Here is a 17,754-nt window from a genome sequence, read left to right as displayed (position 1 = left end):
TCGGCGGCGGACCCCGTACCCCATCAGAAGGTGTGTTCGGCGGCGGGGAACTCGCCGTTGCGGACCTCGTCCGCGAATTGCCGCGTCGCTTCGGTGAGGGCCCCGGCGAGGTCGGCGTAACGCTTCACGAAGCGCGGCGCCTTGCCGGTGCGCAGCCCGGCCATGTCCTGCCAGACCAGTACCTGCGCGTCGGTGTCGGGGCCGGCGCCGATGCCGACGGTGGGAATCGGGAGTTCCTTGGTGATCTGCTTGGAGACCTCGCCCGGAACCATCTCCAGGACCACCGCGAAGGCGCCCGCGTCGGCGACCGCCCGGGCGTCCGAGATCACCTCGGCGCCCTCGTTCTCCCGGCCCTGGACCCGGTAGCCGCCGATGGCGTGCTCGCGCTGCGGGGTGAAGCCGACGTGCCCCATCACCGGGATGCCGGCGCCGGTGATCGCCTCGATCTGCGGTGCCATCCGGCGGCCGCCCTCGAGCTTGACCGCGTGGCAGCCACCCTCCTTCATGAACCGGACGGCGGTGCGCAGCGCCTGGGTCGGGCCCTCCTCGTAGCTGCCGAACGGCAGGTCGCCGACGATCAGTGCGGTCTTGGTGGCCCGGACCACCGCACGGACCAGCGGCAACAGCTCGTCGACGGTGACCGGGACGGTGGTCTCGTAGCCGTAGACGTTGTTCGCGGCCGAGTCGCCGACCAGCAGCACCGGCACGCCGGACTGGTCGAAGATCTGCGCGGTGTACATGTCGTAGGACGTGAGCATCGGCCAGCGGTCGCCGCGGACCTTGGCGTTGAGCAGGTCACGGGTGCGGACCCGGCGGGTCGGCGGGCCACCGTACAGGGTCGGGATGGTGTCCGACATTTCGCTTACTCCTCCCTCGAGGCCGCGCGGATGCGGTCCCCGGGTGCGCTCATCGTCGCACCGGGAACCGCCCGCCGGTCAGGGGTGAGTGGAGGTTTTCACACCCGTCCAACCGCCCCGCCCGCCACCCTAGAGTGGATCGACTGCCTGTCCTTCTCGAAACAGGTTCGTAATGGGGAGGCGACGATCGCGGCCGAACGCCTTGCCGGAGATCTTGGTGCCGGGGGCCGACTGACGCCTCTTGTACTCGGCCAGGTCGATCATGCGCAGCGTCCGGTCGACCAGGGCCGGATCGTTGCCGGCCGCGATCAGCTCGTCGCGACCGAGGTCCTGGTCGACGTAGCCCTTGATGATCGGGTCGAGGATCTCGTAGTCGGGTAGCGAGTCCGAGTCCTTCTGATCGGGCCGCAGCTCCGCGCTGGGCGCCTTGGTGATCGAGTTCTCCGGGATCGGGGGTGTGCCGGGCTGCGTGTTCCGCCACCGTGCGAGCTGCCACACCATGGTCTTCGGCACGTCCTTGAGCGGATTGAACCCGCCGACCGAATCGCCGTAGAGCGTCGAGTAGCCGACCGCCAGCTCACTCTTGTTGCCGGTGGTCAGGACCAGGTGCCCCTCCTGGTTGGAGAGCGCCATCAGGATCACGCCGCGGACCCGGGCCTGCAGGTTCTCCACGGCCAGGCCGGACAGCGACAGGTTCGCCAGGAACGCGTCGACCATCGCCTGGATCGGCTCGGTGCGGTAGTCGAGGCCGGTGCGTTTGGCCAGGTCGGCGGCGTCGTCCTTGGAGTGGTCGGAGGAGTGGCCGCTGGGCAGGGAGACGCCGACCACCCGTTCCGGGCCGAGGGCGTCGACGGCGATGGCGGCGACCACCGCCGAGTCGATGCCGCCGGACAGACCGAAGATCACCGAGCGGAACCGGTTCTTGTTCACATAGTCGCGCAGGCCGAGGACCAGGGCGGACCAGATCTCGGCCGCGTCCTCGACGCGGTCGGCGATGCCACCCCGCCTGGTGTCGGCCGGCGGGGTGAGGACGACGTCGGTCGCCACCCGGTCGATCTTGAGTGCCGTGGGGCCGGGCTCCGGCTCTTTGAGATCGAGTTCCAGATCGTGTACGAGCAGCTCCTCGCTGAACTGGCCGGTGCGGGCGAGTAGCTCCCCGGTCTCCGAAACGATCATGGAGCCGCCGTCGAAGACCAGCTCGTCCTGCCCGCCGACCATGTTGACGAACGCCACCGTGGCGCCCGCCTCGACGGCCCGGCGCCGCACCAGGGCGAGCCGCACGTCGTCCTTGTTCAGCTCGTACGGCGACGCGTTGATGTTGACCACCAGCCCCACCCCGGCCCGCCGAGCGGCGGTGAACGGCCCACCGGCCTGCCAGATGTCCTCGCAGACGGTGAGCGCCACGTCGACCCCGCCGAGCCGGGCCACGGTGAGCGTGTCGCCGGGCTCGAAGTAGCGGTCCTCGTCGAAGACGCCGTAGTTGGGCAGGTGGTGCTTGTAGTAGGTGGCCACCACCTCGCCCCGGTGCAGCAGCGCGGACGCGTCCCGCCGACCGCTGCCGGGGACGGCGTCGGAGCTGATCGCCGGCGGCCCGTCGGCGTCCACGTAACCGACCACGACCGCGAGCTCACCCAGGCCGTCGGCGGCCAGGTCGGCGGCGAGGGCCCGCAGCGCCCGTCGGGACGCCTCGACGAACGAGTTGCGGAAGACCAGATCCTCGATGGGATAGCCGGTCAGCATCATCTCCGGAAACGCCACCAGGTGTGCTCCGGCGTCCGCCGCCTGCCGGGACCAGCGCCGGACCGAATCCGCGTTGCCGCGAATGTCACCGACTGTCGAGTTCACCTGAGCGAGGGCGATGCGCAACGTGGGCATGCCCCACATTGTTCCCCCTGTCCGGGCCTCCTGATCCCGACCCGGGCCGACGTCACAGGTGAAGGTCAGCGTAGTCTCGGCTCGATAGGTAGACCTCCGAACGAGGGGTGGCAGTGGACCGACAGCAGGAGTTCGTGCTTCGTACGCTCGAGGAGCGCGACATCCGTTTCGTCCGGCTCTGGTTCACCGACGTGCTCGGCACGTTGAAGAGTGTGTCGGTCGCCCCGGCCGAGCTGGAGTCCGCCTTCGAGGAGGGCATCGGCATCGACGGCTCGGCGATCGAGGGCTTCGCCCGGGTCTACGAGTCCGACATGGTCGCCATGCCCGACCCCACCACGTTCCAGGTCTTCCCGTTCGAGGGCGGTGTCTCCGGCGAGAGCGCCCGGATGTTCTGCGACATCCTGCTGCCCGACGGCAGCGCCGCCTGGGCCGACCCGCGTCACGTGCTGCGCCGCGCCCTGGCCAAGGCCGCCGAGAAGGGCTTCACCTTCTACACCCACCCCGAGGTCGAGTTCTTCCTGATCCAGGATGGCGACAACGACGGGTCGGTGCCGGTCCCGGTCGACACCGGCGGTTACTTCGACCACACCACCCACGCGGTGGCCCGTGACTTCCGCCGGCAGGCCGTGCTGGCCCTGGAGCGGATCGGCATCTCGGTCGAGTTCAGCCACCACGAGGTCGCGCCCGGCCAGCAGGAGATCGACCTGCGCTACGCGGACGCACTGACCACGGCCGACAACATCATGACGTTCCGGCACGTGGTCAAGGAGGTGGCGCTGTCGCAGGGCGTCAAGGCCACCTTCATGCCGAAGCCGTACACCGACCAGCCCGGCTCGGGCATGCACACCCACCTGTCGCTGTTCGAGGGCGAGCGCAACGTCTTCTACGACAGCGAGGACCCGCAGAAGCTGTCGAAGACGGCCCGGTCGTTCATCGCCGGTCTGCTGGTGCACGCCCGGGAGTACACGGCGGTCACCAACCAGTGGGTCAACTCGTACAAGCGCCTGTTCCCGCTGCAGCTCCCGGACCGGATCACCGAGTCCCCGGCGTTCGTCAGCTGGGGCCACCTCAACCGGTCGGCGCTGGTCCGCGTCCCGGCGTTCGGCAAGCCCAACTCGGCGCGTGTCGAGGTCCGCTCGATCGACTCGGCGGCCAACCCGTACCTGGCCTTCGCGGTCATGCTCGGCGCCGGCCTGAAAGGCATCGAGGAGGGGTACGAGTTGCCGCCCGGTGCCGAGGACGACGTGTGGTCGCTCTCCCCGGCCGAGCGCAAGGCGGCCGGCTACGAGGCGCTCCCGGAGAACCTGTCCGAGGCGATCGACGTGATGTCCGGCTCCGAGCTGATCGCCGAGGTGCTCGGCGAGCACGTCTTCGACTTCTTCCTGCGCAACAAGCGTCAGGAGTGGGAGCAGTTCCGCCGCGAGGTCACGCCGTACGAGCGGCAGCGCTACCTCGGCGCCCTGTAACACCAGGCGTACCAGAAAGGGCCTTCCCGGATCGGGAAGGCCCTTTCTGTTTGAGGCGCCAGGCGGCGACGGTGTCCGAGCCGTCACCGCCTGGCTGGTGCGGTTGCCGGTCGCTGGGTGGGGGCGACCCTTACCGGTAACCGACCGCTAAAGGCACCCGGCGGACCGCCCGTTCCCCAGATCCGGTCCGCCGGGTGCCGGCTTCATCTGCGCGGCCTCGGGCTGTTGCTCGGGCTCGCGCTGGCGCTCGGCCGTGGTTTCGGCGACCACTGGTCGCCGTCGCCGTCGTCCGACCACTGGTCGTCGTCTCTGTCGTCGCCGTAGCCGCCCGGCTGATCGGGATAGGCCGGATAGCTCGACTGGTTGGGGTAGTCCGGTCGGGGACTGGACGTACCACCGAAGGTGTTGTTCCGGGGTCGGCTGCCGCAGAACTGCTCGACCCGCTCGCGGTCCTTCTCACCGGCTCGTTTCACCAGCTCACCGAAGCGGCCGTCGTTGAGGGCGCGCGTCCGGGTGTCCCGGTCGTGGAGGGTGAACTCCTGGCAGAGCTCGGACACCCGATCCGGGCGGACGGTGGGCGTGGCGGCGGGCTGCGGCACGGTGGAGACGGCCTGTTTCGGCGTCTGCGAGGCAGTCTGGCTCGCCGGGGCGGAGACGGTCTGCGAGTCGTCGCCGAGCGGTCCGGGCAGGGCGCCCGTGTTGGCGGCCAGGGCCACACCCCCTATGGTCGCCGAGGTGCCGAGGGCGACCACCGCCACCTTGAGGGTGAGCAGCCGGGCCACCGCGGACCTGAGCATCGAGGAGCGCCGCCGTGGAGCGGGCGCGTGCGCGGCGGCCCGGAACGCGGCCATCGCGTCGGCCTCCCCGGCCAGCTCGTGTGCGGTCGCGGGCGCCGTGGCGGCGGCCAGCACCTGGTCGAGCGGGTGCCCGGAACGGTCGCCGCGCAACAGGCGGTCCGCGGTCCTCCGGTCCATCTCGCTCCACTCCTCGGGGCTGGTCATCTCATCTCCTTCAGCGCCGCGGCCGCCGAAGTTGTCACCGGGTTGGTCCAGGTGGATGTCCGCCGCTGTTCCGGTGGGCGCTGAGGTGCCTGCGGAGGGAGCCGGGCGGCGAGCTGTTTGAGACCCCGATAGGCGGCGGTACGGACCGCGCCGGCCCGCCGTCCGAGGATCTTGCCGGTGGTGGTGGCGTCCAGCCCGACCACCACCCGCAGCATCACCGCCTCGGCCTGCTCCGGCGGCAGCGTCGCGATCAGTGCCAGCGCCGCGTCGGTGGTGACCAGCTCCATGGCCCGATCGGCGGTGTCGTCGTCGGCGCTCAGCTCGGTCAGATACTCGACCGGGGCGCTCGCCTGCGGGCGGCGGCGCTGGGCACGTAGCAGGTCCATGGCACGGTGCCTGGCGATGGTGGCGGTCCAGCCCCGGAAGCCGTCCCAGTCGCCGGAGAACTTACGCAGGTCGCGGGCGATCTGCAGCCAGGCTTCGGAGGCGACGTCCTCGGCGTCCTCGGCGACCAGGACCCGCAGATAGCGCAACAGAGCCGGCTGCTGGGTGCGGTAGAGCAGGCGGAACGCCTCCTCGTCGCCCCGCTGTGCCGCCTGCACGACCGCGTCGAGGCCCTCCGGTGCCATCATCCAACGACCTCCGCGCCTCACTTCGGCCCCACACACCGCATGCGGGCTCCCCTGGTACAGCGCCGACTGATGAAAAAACGTCACCGTGGCGTCAGGCGTCCGATCGACTCGGTAGATCCGCTCCGATACGGTCTTGTGCGGACCACATCTGACTAGGGAGAAGTCGTGCTCGAAGATCTGCTTGAGGGTGCCGGGCGCAGCATAGTGTTCGGCGGCGTCGGCATCGTGTTGATGGCCGTCGGGTTCGTTCTGATCGACGTGCTCACCCCGGGCAAGCTGCGTGATCTGATCTGGGTGGAGCGCAACCCGAACGCGGCGCTGCTGCTGGCCTCGAACCAGTTGGGTATCGCCGCGATCGTCTTCACCTCGATCTTCACCACATATGAGTCGTTCGGCCAGGGGCTGGCGTCGACCGCGCTGTTCGGCGTGATCGGCATCGGCATCATGGGCCTGGCCTTCCTGGTGCTGGACTGGCTGACCCCCGGCAAGCTGGGCGAGGTCATCTGCACCCAGGACCGGCACCCGGGCGCGCTGGTCAGCGCCGCCTCGCACTTCGGGGCGGCCCTGATCGTCTGCGCCTGCATCGCCTGATCCACCGGTTTCACTCGCCGCGACCGAAGTCACCGATCGCGGCGGCCATCCCGAGACGGCGGATGCGGGGCGGATCCTCGGCGATCGCCCCGCCCGCCAGGATCAGCGGGACCGCCGCCGGCCGGGCCACCGCGGACTGCTGCTGCGTCATGGCGCGCAGCTTAGGACAGCGCGCGTTCTGTCGTACCCCCGCTTTATGGTCGTGGGGTGAATCGAACCGATCGGCTGTATGCGCTCGTCGAGGAGTTGCGGGCGGTCGCCCCCCGACCACGCAGCGCCCGCTGGCTGGCCGAGCGGTTCGAGGTGAGCGTGCGCACGGTCGAGCGGGACATCTCGGCCCTGCAGCAGTCCGGCACCCCGATCTGGGCCGAGCCGGGCCGCACCGGCGGCTACTGCCTGGATCGCGCGCACACCCTGCCGCCGGTCAACCTGACTCCGGAGGAGGCGGTGGCCATGGCGCTCGCCCTGCGCAGCATGGCCGGCACTCCGTTCCGGCAGCCCGCGGCGACCGCGCTGCGCAAGGTGCTCGCCGCGATGCGCCCGGAGGATGTGGCCGCCGCCCACGACCTGGCCGGGCGGATCCAGCTGGCCGGTGACGCGACCCCGATCACCCTGCCACGCCTGGCCGGCGGCCCGCTGCCGGTGGGCTGCGTGCTCCGGATCGGTTATGCCGACCGGTTCGGCGTGGTGACCCTGCGCGACATCGAGCCGCTGGGTTATGTCGGCGTCAGCGAGCGGTGGTATCTGATCGCCTGGTGCCGACTGCGCGACGGGGTGCGGATCTTCCGGGCCGACCGGATCAGTTCGGTGACGCCGACCCGGGAGGCGGCGCCACCGCGGTCGCTCAGCGAGGCCGGCGTGGACATCCCACACCGGCTGCGCCCGCTGAGCCTCACCTGATCGCCCCGGGCCGGCCCCGGGCGATCAGGAAGCCGGCGGCTGGAAGACCTGGAACTGGTTGCCCGACGGGTCGAGCAGGTGGGCGATCTCGATGCCGGCCGCCGACCGGCGCCGAACCAGCACCTTGCCGCCGGCGGCCTCGGCCGCCCGGCAGGTGGCGTCGGCATCGGCGACCTGTACCGAGAAGACGGCGTGGTTCGGCCCCTGGCCACCGGTGTCGGCGAGCCCGCCCTGGATGCCGCCCTCGGCCGGGGTGGTGATGATCCGGTATCCGGGCACCTCCCGGTCGAACGTCCACCCGAACAGGCCGCCGTAGAACTGCTCGGCCTCCTCCGGCTGGTCGGTGCCGATCTGGAACCAGGCGATGCCGTTCACTGCGGACATGATCTCTTCTCCTTCGTTCGGAACTCCTTCACTCTGGAGGCCCGGCCCGACACCGTCCTGTCGGTGTTTCCGGGCTTTGGCAAGATCACCCGAATGGAAGACATCAGCCTCGAACCGGTCACCGCCGGCAATTGGCGGGACTGCGCCGCGCTCACCGTCCATCCGGAGCAGAAGCGGTTCGTCGCCGAGGTCACCTACTACCTGTGCATGTGCCACTACGGCGACACCTGGAACCCGCTCGCCGTGGTCCGCGGCGGCGCCGTCGTCGGGTTCGTGATCTGGGCGGTCGACGACGACGGCAGCCGGTGGATCGGCGGCCTCGTGGTGGACGCGGGGCTCCAGCGGCAGGGCATCGGCCGCGAGGTGGTCCGGCAGTTGCGGGAGCGGCTGATCACCGAGCCGGGCACCCCGAACGTGGCGCTCAGCTACCAGCCGGCCAACACCGCGGCCCGCGACCTCTACCTGTCGATGGGCTTCGTCGAGACCGGCGAAACCGAGGACGACGAGGTCGTCGCGAGGTGGATGCCTTAGGTGAGGCGGTGTACGTCGATCACCAGCTTGCCCGAGGTGGTGCGGCTCTCCAGATCGGCGTGCGCCGACCCGACCGCCGACAGCGGGTACCGCCCACCGATCCGGGCGGTCAGCAGCCCTCGGCCGGCCAGATGGAACAGCCGCGCCGCACTCGACCGGTAGAGCTCCTCGTCGTCCAGCACCCGCTGCAGCCAGAAGCCGAGCACCCCGGTCGACGCGGTCATCAGATCGTCCACCGCGACCGTGTTCGGCACGTCGGCGGCCCCGCCGTACGCCACGATCCGCCCGAACGGCGCCAGCGCCCCGTGCAGCTGCTCGAACGTGGGCCCGCCGACGCTGTCCAGCACCAGGGTCGGCGTCTCGTCGAGGGCCGCACCCAGGTCCGGATGGTTGGAGTCGACCGTGGCGTGCGCGCCCAGCTCGGTGAGGAACGCGCGTTTCGCCGGTGACGAGGCCACGCCGATCACCCGGGCTCCGGCCGCCCGGGCCAGCTGGACGGCCAGGTGACCGACCCCACCGGCGGCCGCGGTGATCACCACGACGTCGTCGGCGCCGACCCGGCCCAGCGTGTGCAGGCTGTGCCAGGCGGTCAGCCCCTGCTCCAGCACGGCGAGGGCCTGCTCGTCACCCGCCTCGTCGGGCACCTCGACGACGTGGTGCGCCGGGGCGACCTGTGCGTAACCACCACCGCCACGCAGCAGTGCGGCGACCCGGCGTCCGTCGGACCGACGACGGCCCACCACGTCGGCGCCGAGCACGGCGGGCAGGGGCGGCCGCTCGTACTCCCCGCGCCGCCGGTAGACGTCGGCGTAGTTGACCCCGGCCAGCGTCACGTCGACGACGTCACCCTCGGGTTCGGGCATCTCGGTCAGCGCGAACACGCCGGGCCCGCCGAACGCGGTGATGACAGCGGCGAGCATGACCCATTCATACCCGCTCGGATAGCCTCAACCCGTGGGCACCGCACTAGTCATCGAGAACGACCCCAGCGACGACCTCCGCCGACTCGGGGACTGGCTGGCCGAGGGTGGGCTGGAGCTCACCGTGCTTCGGCCGCACGCCGGCGACGAGCTGCCGGACAGCCTGGACGGCTATCTGGCGCTGATCGTGCTGGGTGGTGATCAGAACGCGTTCCCGGACACCGCGGGAGTGCCCGGTGCGCCCTGGTTCCCGGCGTTGGAGGGGCTGCTGCGCAAGGCGGTCCGGTTCCGGGTGCCCACGCTCGGTGTCTGTCTGGGCGGGCAGCTGCTGGCCCGGGCGCACGGTGGTTCGGTCGGGCGCAGCACCGCCGGTCCGGAGATCGGCCCCGGCCTGGTCGCCAAGCGCGACGCCGCCGACAACGACCCGCTGTTCAAGTGGGTGCCGCTGCTGCCCGACGTGCTCCAGTGGCACCGTGACGAGATCACCGAGCTGCCCGCCGGTGCGGTGCTGCTGGCCGCCTCCACCCGCTATCCGAACCAGGCGTTCCGGATCGGCGACCGGGCCTGGGGCCTGCAGTTCCACATCGAGTGCGACGCCGCGATGATCGCCGACTGGGCGCGGTCGGACGGTGCCGGTCTGGCCGAGCTGGGCTACGACGAGGAGGCCGTGGTGGCGGCCACCGTCGGGGTGCTCGCCGACGTGGAGGAGGTGTGGCAGCCGTTCGCGGTCCGGTTCGCCGCGCTCGCGCAGGGTCGGCTCGCCGACGCCGACATACCGAACCCCGGGACCGGGCGGACCCTGCCACTTCTGGGGCAGTGATGACCAGGCCCACCCGCCTCGCCCGGTACGGTTTCGCCGACAACGGCGCCCGCGCCACCGACCTGCTCGGGCCGGGTGGGCTGCGGCTGTGGGACACCGAGGCGCAGGCCCCGGCCGACGAGCGGGCGGCGGTGCTGCTGGACGCGCTGTCCAAGGCGGCCGACCCCAACGTGGCGCTGCGCCAGCTGCACCGGATGGTGGAGTCGGCCGAGCGCGCCGGCACCCCACCGGAGGACCTGCTCGGCGCCCTGGCCGACGACCACGGGCTGCGGCGGCGGCTGGTCGCGGTGCTCGGGGCGTCGTCGGCACTCGGCGACCACCTGGTGGCCAATCCGGGGCACTGGCGGACGCTGGCGACCGGGACGAGCGGCATGCCCCCGGATGCCGACGGCGGGCTGGCCGATTTCGATCAGCTGACAGTGCCGGCATTGCGTACCGCGTACCGCATCTCGCTCTTGCGCATCGCCGCCGCCGACCTGACGGCGGGCCGCGGTCTGGAACCCACCATGGACGCCCTGTCCCGGCTGGCCGACGAGACGCTGGCCGCCGCCTACGCGATCGCCGTCGCGGGCCTGCCCGCGGCGACGCCGGAGCCGCGTCTCGCGGTCGTCGCGATGGGCAAGTGCGGCGGCAACGAGCTCAACTACGTCTCCGACGTCGATGTGATCTTCGTGGCCGCCGGTGACGAGGACCTGTCGGCGGGCACCACGATCGCCGCCCGGCTGATCGAGATCTGCGGGCAGGTGGCCTGGCCGGTGGACGCCGCGCTGCGTCCCGAGGGCAGTCGCGGTCCGCTGGTCCGCACCCTCGCCAGCCACCAGGCCTACTACCGCCGCTGGGCCCGGACCTGGGAGTTCCAGGCGCTGCTCAAGGCTCGTCCGGCCGCCGGTGACCTGCCCCTGGCGCAGGAGTGGATCGCCGACCTGGCGCCGCTGGTGTGGCACGCCGCCGAGCGACCGGAGGCGGTCGCCGACGTCCGCGACATGCGCCGCAAGATCATCGACAACGTGCCCAAGAAGGAGCTGGACCGCGAGATCAAACGTGGTCCGGGTGGGCTGCGCGACATCGAGTTCGCGGTGCAGCTGCTCCAGCTGGTGCACGGCCGGGTGGACGAGTCGCTGCGCTGCGGCGGGACGCTCCCGGCGCTGCGCGCCCTGGTCGCGGGCGGCTACGTCGGCCGCGAGGACGGCGAGACGCTGCTGCGTGGTTACCGTTTCCTGCGCGGCGTCGAGCACCGGCTGCAACTTCAACAACTCAAGCGTACGCACACCGTGCCGGACGATCCGGCCGGGCTGCGCTGGCTGGCGGCCGCTCTCGGCTACACCGCCCTGCCCGGCCGGGACGCCGTCGAGTCGTTCCGCTCGGACTGGGTGGGGCACGCCGCCAACGTCCGCCGCCTGCATGTGAAGCTGCTCTACCGGCCGCTGCTGGAGGCGGTCGCCCGGGTGCCGGCCGAGGAGCTGCGGATGACCCCGGAGTCGGCCCGCCGACGTCTGGAGATCCTCGGATTCGCCGACCCGGTGGGCGCCCTGCGTCATCTGGAGGCGCTGACCGGTGGCGTGACCCGTACCGCGGCGATCCAGCGGACGCTGCTGCCGATGCTGCTGCAGGACTTCGCGGACGCCCCGGAACCGGACCGTGGCCTGCTCAACTACCGCCAGGTATCGGACAAGCTGGGCAGCACGCCGTGGTATCTGCGGTTGCTGCGCGACGCCGGCCCGGTGGCTCGCCGGCTGGCCCGGGTGCTGAGTCTGTCCCGGTACGCGACCGACCTGCTCACCCGCGACCCGGAGGCGCTGCGCCTGCTGGCCGAGGACGTCGAGTTGCAGCCTCGCCCCCGGGAGTCGCTGCTGGACGGTTTCGCTGCGGCCGGCGATCGGCACGCCGACCCGGTGAAGGCGATCGCCGCGGTCCGGGCGCTGCGCCGCCGGGAGCTGTTCCGGCTGGCCTGCGCCGACATCCTGAGCCAGGGCGGTGACCTGGCCCCGGACCGCCCGCTCGGGGTGGACGCGATCGGGATGGCGCTGTCCGACGTGACCGACGCGACGCTGAACGCGGCGTTGCGGATCGCCCAGCGGGCCAAACCGGCTCCGGAGGGCCTGCGGTTCGCGGTGATCGGCATGGGCCGACTCGGCAGCTACGAGATGAGCTACCCGTCCGACGCCGACGTGCTGTTCGTCTACGAGCCGCCGGCCGGGATCCCGGAGGGGGAGGCCAGCGCGGCCGCGCACGCGATCGCCGAGGAGATGCGCCGCCTGCTCAACGCGCCCGCCCCGGACCCGGCCCTCGGAGTCGACGCCGATCTGCGCCCGGAGGGCCGGCAGGGTCCGTTGGTGCGCAGCCTGCAGGCCTACCGGCAGTACTACGACCGCTGGTCGAAGGTGTGGGAGGCGCAGGCGCTGCTGCGAGCCCGGTTCGTCTGCGGTGACGCCGAGCTGGGCCGGCGGTTCGAGGTGCTGGCCGACGGCGTCCGCTATCCGGTCGGTGGCCTCACCCGTGAGCAGGTGGTCGAGATCCGGCGGATCAAGGCCCGGGTGGAGACCGAGCGGCTGCCCCGCGGTGCCGATCCGAACACGCACACCAAGCTGGGCCGGGGCGGCCTGGCCGACGTCGAGTGGGCGGTGCAGGTCACCCAGCTGCGCAACGCGCACGCGGTCCCGGAGCTGCGCAAGACCCGGACGCTGGAGGCGCTCGCCTCGGCGGCGGAGGGCGGCCAGATCTCCGAGGCGGACGCGGCCGAGATGACCGCCGGCTGGACGCTCGCGGCGCAGGTGCGCAACGCCCTCACACTGGTCCGCGGCCGGCCGACCGACCAGTTGCCCCGGCACGGGGTCGAGCTGGCGGGCGCGGTGCTCCTTCTGGGCGGCGGCGACCCGGGTGAGTTCGTGGACCGGTACCTGCGGCTGACCAGGCGTTCCCGGGCGGCGATGGAGCGGGTGCTGGAGAGCTGATCAGCACGGCCGGTTGGTGGCGTCGCCTCGCAGCATCCGGTAGCCGTCACCGTGGGCGGTGAGCAGGTAGACGGCCTGCCAGCGGGTGCACGTCTCGGCCGGCCGTTCCGGTGGCCCGTGTCCGGTCGCCTGCTCGCTGCGGAAGCTCACCTCGGCCCGGAGCCGCCCGGCGGACGCCTCGGTCAGGGCGAGCAGGACGACGTCGGAGTCCCGGCTGGTCGACGTGCCCTCGGCGAACGCGCGTAACTGGCCGGGCACCCCGGGATCGATGTCACCGGCCGGGTCGAGGATCGTCGCGACGGCCCGGTAGTCGCGCTCGTTGATGCCCCGGAAGTAGGTGTCGAGCATCGCCACCACCGCCGGCGCACCCGGGTGGTCGACCCGTGGATGCGCGGTGACCAGGGCGAGGGGGACGGTTTCCAGGATCGGTGCGGCGGTTCGCAGCGCGGCCTGTTCGGTCCGTGGCCGACCGGAGTTGAACAGGCGTGGGCCGCCGATCACCGCGGCCAGGCCGAGGGCGCCGACCAGGACGGCGATCGGCAGGGCCGGCAGTATCCGGCTGCGGGCGGGTTGCTCGGCCGGCTCCGGGATCCAGACCGACACGATCCGGACCGCTGAGCAGACTCGGCACTCGTCCGGCCCACCGATGTTGCGTTCCCCGCAGTTGACGCAGATCCACATCCGGCTCGTCCTCCCGTCGTGCTCAACGACGGTGACTGATGGATGGGGTGGTGATTCACCCGGTCGCGGCGGCTATCACCCGGGTGAGCGCCTCGTGCACCCGGCGAAGCTCCTCGATCGGCATGCCGAGCCGCTCGACCACGGCGGGCGGGATCCTCTCGGCGTCGGCCCGCAACGCCCGGCCCCGCTCGGTCAGGGTGATGGCCAGGCTGCGCTCGTCGGACCGGTCCCGCTCGCGGCGCAGGTAGCCGATCGCCTCCAGACGCTTGAGCAGCGGCGAGAGTGTGCCCGGGTCGAGTTGCAGCAGCTCGCTGAGGCGGCGCACGGACAGGGGGGAGTGCTGCCAGAGGGCGAGCATCACCAGATATTGCGGGTGGGTCAGGCCCATCGGCTCGAGTAGGGGGCGGTAGATCGCCACGACGCTGCGGGCGGCCACCGACAACGCGAAGCAGACCTGCTGCTCCAGCGCCAGGGGGTCGTGGACCGGATCACTCATCGGTGGCCAGCCTACCAACAGTTGGTGTACAAATGATTGGCACACCAACGATTATCGGGAGGCGTCGTGTCGAGGTTCAAGGCCTGGTTCCACCGGACGTTCGACGACTGGTTCTTCCGCTCGATGATCGGTCCGGCGCAGACCAAGGGGGCGGTCCACGGCGCTGACCACTTCGCCCGCGAGCAGTGGAAGCGAGACCTGGAGAACCGGAAGCGTTATACCCGTGAGCAGCGCGAGCGCAAGCGTGCCGAGCGGGCGGCCCGTCGGTGACAGCGGGGCGGGCAGCGCCGTCACGGTAGTGTCGGCGGCGTGGAAAGTGCTGCATGAAGCGAAAAGCGATGGTCATCGGCCTGGCGTCGATCACGGTGGGACTCGTCGTTCTCGCGGTGTTCCGTAACTCGTATTTCGACTCCCGGGTCTATCACGGGGCGATCGTCTACTGGTTCCGTGACGGCGGCATGGTCTATGACTTCCTGCGACCCGGTACACCGTACGGCTTCACCTATCCGCCCTTCGCCGGCCTGGTGATGTCCCCGATGGCGGTGCTGCCGCTGCTGATGGTGATGATCCTGGCCACCCTCGGCACCGTGATCACCACCGGTCTGCTGGTGTGGTGGCTGACCGGGCCGGAGATCCAGCGCCGCGGCTGGCCGGTCAAGTTCGCCTTCGCGATCGCTTTCTGCCTGGCGCTGTCCTTCGAGCCGGTCCGCGAGACGATCAGTTTCGGCCAGGTCAACACGCTGCTGCTGGCCCTGGTCGCCGGTGACATGATCCTCGGGCTGGACCGGGGCCGGAAATGGGCCGGCGTCGGCATCGGCCTGGCCACCGCGATCAAGCTCACTCCCGGCGTCTTCATCCTCTACCTGCTGGTCACCAGGCGCTGGCGGGCCCTGGGCACCGCGGTCGGCACCGCCACCGGTGTCACCCTGCTGGCCGGGGCGCTCTTCCCGGACGAGTCCCGGGAGTTCTGGACCTCGGCGCTGTGGGACACCAACCGGGTGGGCGTGCTGCACATCGTGTCCAACCAGTCCGAGCGCGGGTTCCTGGCCCGGCTGCCGATCGACACCATCGAGTCGAAGGTGTGGCTGGTGTGCGTGCTGGCGACCCTGGCGCTGTGGGCGTGGCGGGTGGCGCGGGCGCCGGAGGACGTGGTCGGTGGGCTGGCGCTGACCGGCATCGTGGGCTGCCTGCTCAGCCCGGTCACCTGGATCCACCACTGGGTGTGGGTGATCCCGGCACTGGTGCGCTGCCTGTTCCTGTTCGACTCGAACCGGGCGCGGTTCGCCCTCGGCGCGGCGGCGTATGTGCTGATGACCTCGCACATCACCTGGCTGTGGGAGAAACCCCCGATCCCGCCGATGGAGTTGCTCGGCGCCAACGTTTATGTCTGGTTCGGCCTGGCTCTGCTGCTCTGGACACCTGTGGGCATCACGCGTTCGTCTGAAGTCCATGCGAAGGTCAAGATCATCGCGTAGGCAGAGCGCATGTCTCTACGCCGTACCACCTCGGCGGTCGTCTCAGTCGTGGCCGTGGCCGCGGTGGGTGTCGTGCCCACCGCGGCGGCCGCGCACGGCCGTTCCGAGGAATTCCGCCGGCTCGCCACCTTTCCGGCCTACCTGAACTCGTCGATCGACGACACCGCGGCAGCCGAGATCTCGACCGTCACCGAGGACGGTCGCACGGTCGTCTACACCGACAGTCCGGGCAAGCGCCTCGGCTTCGTCGACATCAGCAACCCGTCCGCGCCGAAGCCGGCCGGCACCCTGGCCGTCGGCGGCGAGCCCACCTCGGTCGCCCACCTCGGCCGCCTGCTGCTCGCCGGTGTGAACACCCGGACCAGCTTCACCTCGCCGTCCGGCAAGCTCGTCGTGATCGACGCGAAGTCCCGCGCCGTGCAGCGGGAGATCGACCTCGGCGGCCAGCCGGACTCGGTCGCCGTCGCCCCGAGTGGCCGCTACATCGCCGTGGCCATCGAGAACGAGCGCGACGAGGATGTCAACGACGGCGCGATCCCGCAGGCCCCGGCCGGCTGGCTCGCCGTGATCGACACCCGCACGTGGAAAGTGACCAAGGTTGATATGTCCGGATTGTCGGCGATAGCGCCGACGGACCCGGAGCCCGAATATGTCAGCATCAACTCCCGCGACGAGGCCGTCGTCTCGCTCCAGGAGAACAACCACCTCGTCGTGGTCGACCTGCGCACCGGCAGGATCGTCCGCAGCATCGACGCCGGCACGGTCACCGTCACCGGGGTCGACACGAAGGATGACGACCAGATCACGCTGGACGGCACGATCACCGCCAAGCGTGAGCCGGACGGTGTCGCCTGGATCAACGACGACCTGTTCGCCACCGCCAACGAGGGCGACTACGAGGGCGGGTCGCGCGGCTGGTCGATCTTCAGCAAGAGGACCGGCAAGGTCGTCTGGGACGCCGGTGACAGCCTGGAGCACATCGCCGTCGCCCACGGCCAGTACCCGGACAAGCGCTCCGACGCCAAGGGCATCGAGGCGGAGAACGTCGCGTTCGCGGTCCTCAACCGGACCCCGTACGTCTTCGTCAACTCCGAGCGCGGCGACTTCACCGCCGTCTACGACGTGTCGAACCCTTCGAAACCGAAGTTCCGGCAGCTCCTGCCGACCACGAACGGCCCCGAGGGCGTCGTCGCGGTCCCGTCGCGCAACCTGGTCGTCGTCTCCTCCGAGGAGGAGGACCCCTCGATCGGCATCCGCGGCACCGTCCAGGTCTACGGCTTCGGCTCGCCGCGCAACGAACAGGTCGTCTCGAAGCACGACATCCCGTGGGGGGCGCTCTCCGCTCTCTCGGCGGTTCCCGGCCGCCGCGACCGGCTCGCGAGCGTCACCGACGCCGTCTACACCCCGACCCGGATCCTCGGCCTCACCACCGGCGGGGTCATCGACAGCGAGCTGACCGTCACCAAGGACGGAGCGCCGGTGGGCTACGACGCCGAGGGACTCGTCGTGCGCAAGGCAGGCGGTTACTGGCTGGCCGTCGAGGGCACCAACACTCTGGTACGCCTCGACGCGCGCGCCCGAGTCCAGGAGGAGATCCCACTGTCCGCCGACGTGGCGGCCGCGATCACCAGCAACGGCCTGGAGGGCATCGCCGAGGTCGGCGGATCGGTGTGGGTGGCCGTCCAACGCCCGATCAAGGGCGACCCGGCGAATGTCACCCGGATCGGCCGCTACGACACGGCCACCAAGACCTGGTCGTGGCTGCTCTACCCGCTCGACACCGCGCCCACCGGCTGGGTCGGCCTGTCCGAGCTGGTCGCCGTCGACCAGAACACGTTCGCCGTGATCGAGCGCGACAACCAGCGCGGCACCCTCGCCGCGATCAAGCGGATCTACACGTTCGACGTCCCGGCCACCTGGACCGGCACCCCGACCGTGTCGAAGAAGCTGGTCAAGGACCTGCTACCGCTGCTTCAGGCGGACGGCGGCTGGGTGCAGGACAAGGTCGAGGGCCTCGCCGTCGCCGGGAACGGCCGCACCTACGCGGTCACCGACAACGACGGGCTCGACGACAGCACCGGCGAGACGGTCTTCCTCGACCTGGGCCGGCTGCTCTGACGTGACCTGACATGGCGCTGATCGTCGTATCAGCGCCATGTCAGCTCCGCCGAGCA

At 70.9% G+C, this 17,754-nt stretch carries 18 protein-coding genes; 9 read left to right on the top strand and 9 right to left on the bottom strand.

Translation table 11 applies throughout. The features are described from left to right. Positions 1–23: 23 nt before the first annotated feature. Positions 24–857 (bottom strand): 3-methyl-2-oxobutanoate hydroxymethyltransferase, encoded by an 834-nt coding sequence (panB, locus tag Q0Z83_RS36675; protein ID WP_317787866.1) that lies wholly within the window; start codon positions 855–857, stop codon positions 24–26. 129 nt (positions 858–986) lie between these two features. Continuing rightward, complete coding sequence (locus tag Q0Z83_RS36670) at positions 987–2,732, bottom strand: NAD+ synthase (RefSeq protein WP_317787865.1); 1,746 nt, start codon at positions 2,730–2,732, stop codon at positions 987–989. A gap of 113 nt (positions 2,733–2,845) precedes the next feature. Here Q0Z83_RS36670 and glnA point away from each other — a divergent pair, with 113 nt between their 5' ends. Beyond that, entirely contained in the window at positions 2,846–4,198 is a 1,353-nt protein-coding gene (glnA, locus tag Q0Z83_RS36665; protein ID WP_317787863.1) for a type I glutamate--ammonia ligase, read from the top strand. Between the two features lie 203 nt (positions 4,199–4,401). Here glnA and Q0Z83_RS36660 read toward each other — a convergent pair whose 3' ends face one another. Continuing rightward, on the bottom strand, positions 4,402–5,199 hold the full coding sequence (locus Q0Z83_RS36660) for a hypothetical protein (protein WP_317787861.1): 798 nt from the start codon (positions 5,197–5,199) through the stop codon (positions 4,402–4,404). Further along, positions 5,196–5,831, bottom strand: a complete 636-nt coding sequence (locus tag Q0Z83_RS36655; RefSeq protein ID WP_378078649.1) for an RNA polymerase sigma factor — start codon at positions 5,829–5,831, stop codon at positions 5,196–5,198. The genes Q0Z83_RS36660 and Q0Z83_RS36655 overlap by 4 nt, the downstream gene beginning before the upstream one ends. 165 nt (positions 5,832–5,996) lie before the next feature. Here Q0Z83_RS36655 and Q0Z83_RS36650 point away from each other — a divergent pair, with 165 nt between their 5' ends. Beyond that, positions 5,997–6,422, top strand: coding sequence for a DUF350 domain-containing protein (locus Q0Z83_RS36650; RefSeq protein WP_317787860.1), 426 nt, complete (start codon positions 5,997–5,999; stop codon positions 6,420–6,422). 10 nt (positions 6,423–6,432) lie between these two features. Here Q0Z83_RS36650 and Q0Z83_RS36645 read toward each other — a convergent pair whose 3' ends face one another. After that, positions 6,433–6,573: a hypothetical protein gene (locus Q0Z83_RS36645; protein WP_317787859.1), complete on the bottom strand. Its 141-nt coding sequence runs from the start codon at positions 6,571–6,573 to the stop codon at positions 6,433–6,435. Between the two features lie 56 nt (positions 6,574–6,629). Between Q0Z83_RS36645 and Q0Z83_RS36640 the strand changes: the two genes are divergently transcribed. Further along, the gene (locus Q0Z83_RS36640; RefSeq protein WP_317787857.1) at positions 6,630–7,322 is read left to right on the top strand and encodes a helix-turn-helix transcriptional regulator; all 693 of its coding nucleotides are present in this window, start codon (positions 6,630–6,632) and stop codon (positions 7,320–7,322) included. A 24-nt stretch (positions 7,323–7,346) separates the two neighbouring features. Here the strand turns inward: Q0Z83_RS36640 and Q0Z83_RS36635 are convergent, their stop codons facing one another. Further along, a complete protein-coding gene (locus Q0Z83_RS36635) occupies positions 7,347–7,706 on the bottom strand; it encodes a VOC family protein (RefSeq protein ID WP_317787856.1) in 360 nt (119 codons plus the stop codon). Positions 7,707–7,799: 93 nt separating this feature from the next. Here Q0Z83_RS36635 and Q0Z83_RS36630 point away from each other — a divergent pair, with 93 nt between their 5' ends. Beyond that, positions 7,800–8,237, top strand: coding sequence for a GNAT family N-acetyltransferase (locus Q0Z83_RS36630; protein WP_317787854.1), 438 nt, complete (start codon positions 7,800–7,802; stop codon positions 8,235–8,237). On the opposite strand, the gene Q0Z83_RS36625 is transcribed toward Q0Z83_RS36630, so the two are convergent. Beyond that, positions 8,234–9,157: a quinone oxidoreductase family protein gene (locus tag Q0Z83_RS36625; protein ID WP_317787853.1), complete on the bottom strand. Its 924-nt coding sequence runs from the start codon at positions 9,155–9,157 to the stop codon at positions 8,234–8,236. The genes Q0Z83_RS36630 and Q0Z83_RS36625 overlap by 4 nt on opposite strands. A gap of 34 nt (positions 9,158–9,191) precedes the next feature. Here Q0Z83_RS36625 and Q0Z83_RS36620 point away from each other — a divergent pair, with 34 nt between their 5' ends. Together Q0Z83_RS36620 and Q0Z83_RS36615 are read left to right on the top strand one after the other, a co-directional pair. Beyond that, on the top strand, positions 9,192–9,977 hold the full coding sequence (locus Q0Z83_RS36620) for a type 1 glutamine amidotransferase (protein WP_317787851.1): 786 nt from the start codon (positions 9,192–9,194) through the stop codon (positions 9,975–9,977). Beyond that, positions 9,977–12,928 carry a bifunctional [glutamine synthetase] adenylyltransferase/[glutamine synthetase]-adenylyl-L-tyrosine phosphorylase gene (locus tag Q0Z83_RS36615; RefSeq protein WP_317787849.1) on the top strand — a complete coding sequence of 984 codons (2,952 nt, stop codon included), beginning with the start codon at positions 9,977–9,979 and terminating at the stop codon, positions 12,926–12,928. The genes Q0Z83_RS36620 and Q0Z83_RS36615 overlap by 1 nt, the downstream gene beginning before the upstream one ends. On the opposite strand, the gene Q0Z83_RS36610 is transcribed toward Q0Z83_RS36615, so the two are convergent. Together Q0Z83_RS36610 and Q0Z83_RS36605 are read right to left on the bottom strand one after the other, a co-directional pair. Beyond that, entirely contained in the window at positions 12,929–13,609 is a 681-nt protein-coding gene (locus tag Q0Z83_RS36610) for a hypothetical protein (RefSeq protein ID WP_317787848.1), read from the bottom strand. It lies immediately after the preceding gene. 55 nt (positions 13,610–13,664) lie between these two features. Continuing rightward, positions 13,665–14,105: a MarR family winged helix-turn-helix transcriptional regulator gene (locus Q0Z83_RS36605; RefSeq protein ID WP_317787847.1), complete on the bottom strand. Its 441-nt coding sequence runs from the start codon at positions 14,103–14,105 to the stop codon at positions 13,665–13,667. 66 nt (positions 14,106–14,171) lie between these two features. Between Q0Z83_RS36605 and Q0Z83_RS36600 the strand changes: the two genes are divergently transcribed. Genes Q0Z83_RS36600 through Q0Z83_RS36590 form a run of 3 tightly spaced genes read left to right on the top strand, consistent with a single transcriptional unit; the run spans position 14,172 to position 17,698 of the window. Further along, a complete protein-coding gene (locus tag Q0Z83_RS36600; protein WP_317787846.1) occupies positions 14,172–14,375 on the top strand; it encodes a hypothetical protein in 204 nt (67 codons plus the stop codon). A gap of 53 nt (positions 14,376–14,428) precedes the next feature. Further along, complete coding sequence (locus tag Q0Z83_RS36595) at positions 14,429–15,580, top strand: glycosyltransferase 87 family protein (RefSeq protein ID WP_317787844.1); 1,152 nt, start codon at positions 14,429–14,431, stop codon at positions 15,578–15,580. A gap of 9 nt (positions 15,581–15,589) precedes the next feature. Beyond that, positions 15,590–17,698 (top strand): esterase-like activity of phytase family protein, encoded by a 2,109-nt coding sequence (locus Q0Z83_RS36590; protein ID WP_317787843.1) that lies wholly within the window; start codon positions 15,590–15,592, stop codon positions 17,696–17,698. The last annotated feature ends 56 nt before the right edge of the window (positions 17,699–17,754 follow it).

Source organism: Actinoplanes sichuanensis, from assembly GCF_033097365.1.
Lineage (GTDB): Bacteria > Actinomycetota > Actinomycetes > Mycobacteriales > Micromonosporaceae > Actinoplanes > Actinoplanes sichuanensis.
This window is presented reverse-complemented; position numbering and strand designations above follow the sequence as displayed.

Coding starts and splice junctions, on each gene's coding strand:
- Q0Z83_RS36615 (WP_317787849.1), top strand. CDS start 9,977: ATGACCAGGCCCACCCGCCTCGCCCGGTACGGTTTCGCCGACAACGGC.
- Q0Z83_RS36590 (WP_317787843.1), top strand. CDS start 15,590: ATGTCTCTACGCCGTACCACCTCGGCGGTCGTCTCAGTCGTGGCCGTG.
- Q0Z83_RS36625 (WP_317787853.1), bottom strand. CDS start 9,157: ATGCTCGCCGCTGTCATCACCGCGTTCGGCGGGCCCGGCGTGTTCGCG.
- Q0Z83_RS36660 (WP_317787861.1), bottom strand. CDS start 5,199: ATGACCAGCCCCGAGGAGTGGAGCGAGATGGACCGGAGGACCGCGGAC.
- Q0Z83_RS36655 (WP_378078649.1), bottom strand. CDS start 5,831: ATGATGGCACCGGAGGGCCTCGACGCGGTCGTGCAGGCGGCACAGCGG.
- Q0Z83_RS36605 (WP_317787847.1), bottom strand. CDS start 14,105: ATGAGTGATCCGGTCCACGACCCCCTGGCGCTGGAGCAGCAGGTCTGC.
- Q0Z83_RS36595 (WP_317787844.1), top strand. CDS start 14,429: ATGAAGCGAAAAGCGATGGTCATCGGCCTGGCGTCGATCACGGTGGGA.
- panB (WP_317787866.1), bottom strand. CDS start 857: ATGTCGGACACCATCCCGACCCTGTACGGTGGCCCGCCGACCCGCCGG.
- Q0Z83_RS36630 (WP_317787854.1), top strand. CDS start 7,800: ATGGAAGACATCAGCCTCGAACCGGTCACCGCCGGCAATTGGCGGGAC.
- Q0Z83_RS36645 (WP_317787859.1), bottom strand. CDS start 6,573: ATGACGCAGCAGCAGTCCGCGGTGGCCCGGCCGGCGGCGGTCCCGCTG.
- Q0Z83_RS36635 (WP_317787856.1), bottom strand. CDS start 7,706: ATGTCCGCAGTGAACGGCATCGCCTGGTTCCAGATCGGCACCGACCAG.
- Q0Z83_RS36670 (WP_317787865.1), bottom strand. CDS start 2,732: ATGCCCACGTTGCGCATCGCCCTCGCTCAGGTGAACTCGACAGTCGGT.
- Q0Z83_RS36610 (WP_317787848.1), bottom strand. CDS start 13,609: ATGTGGATCTGCGTCAACTGCGGGGAACGCAACATCGGTGGGCCGGAC.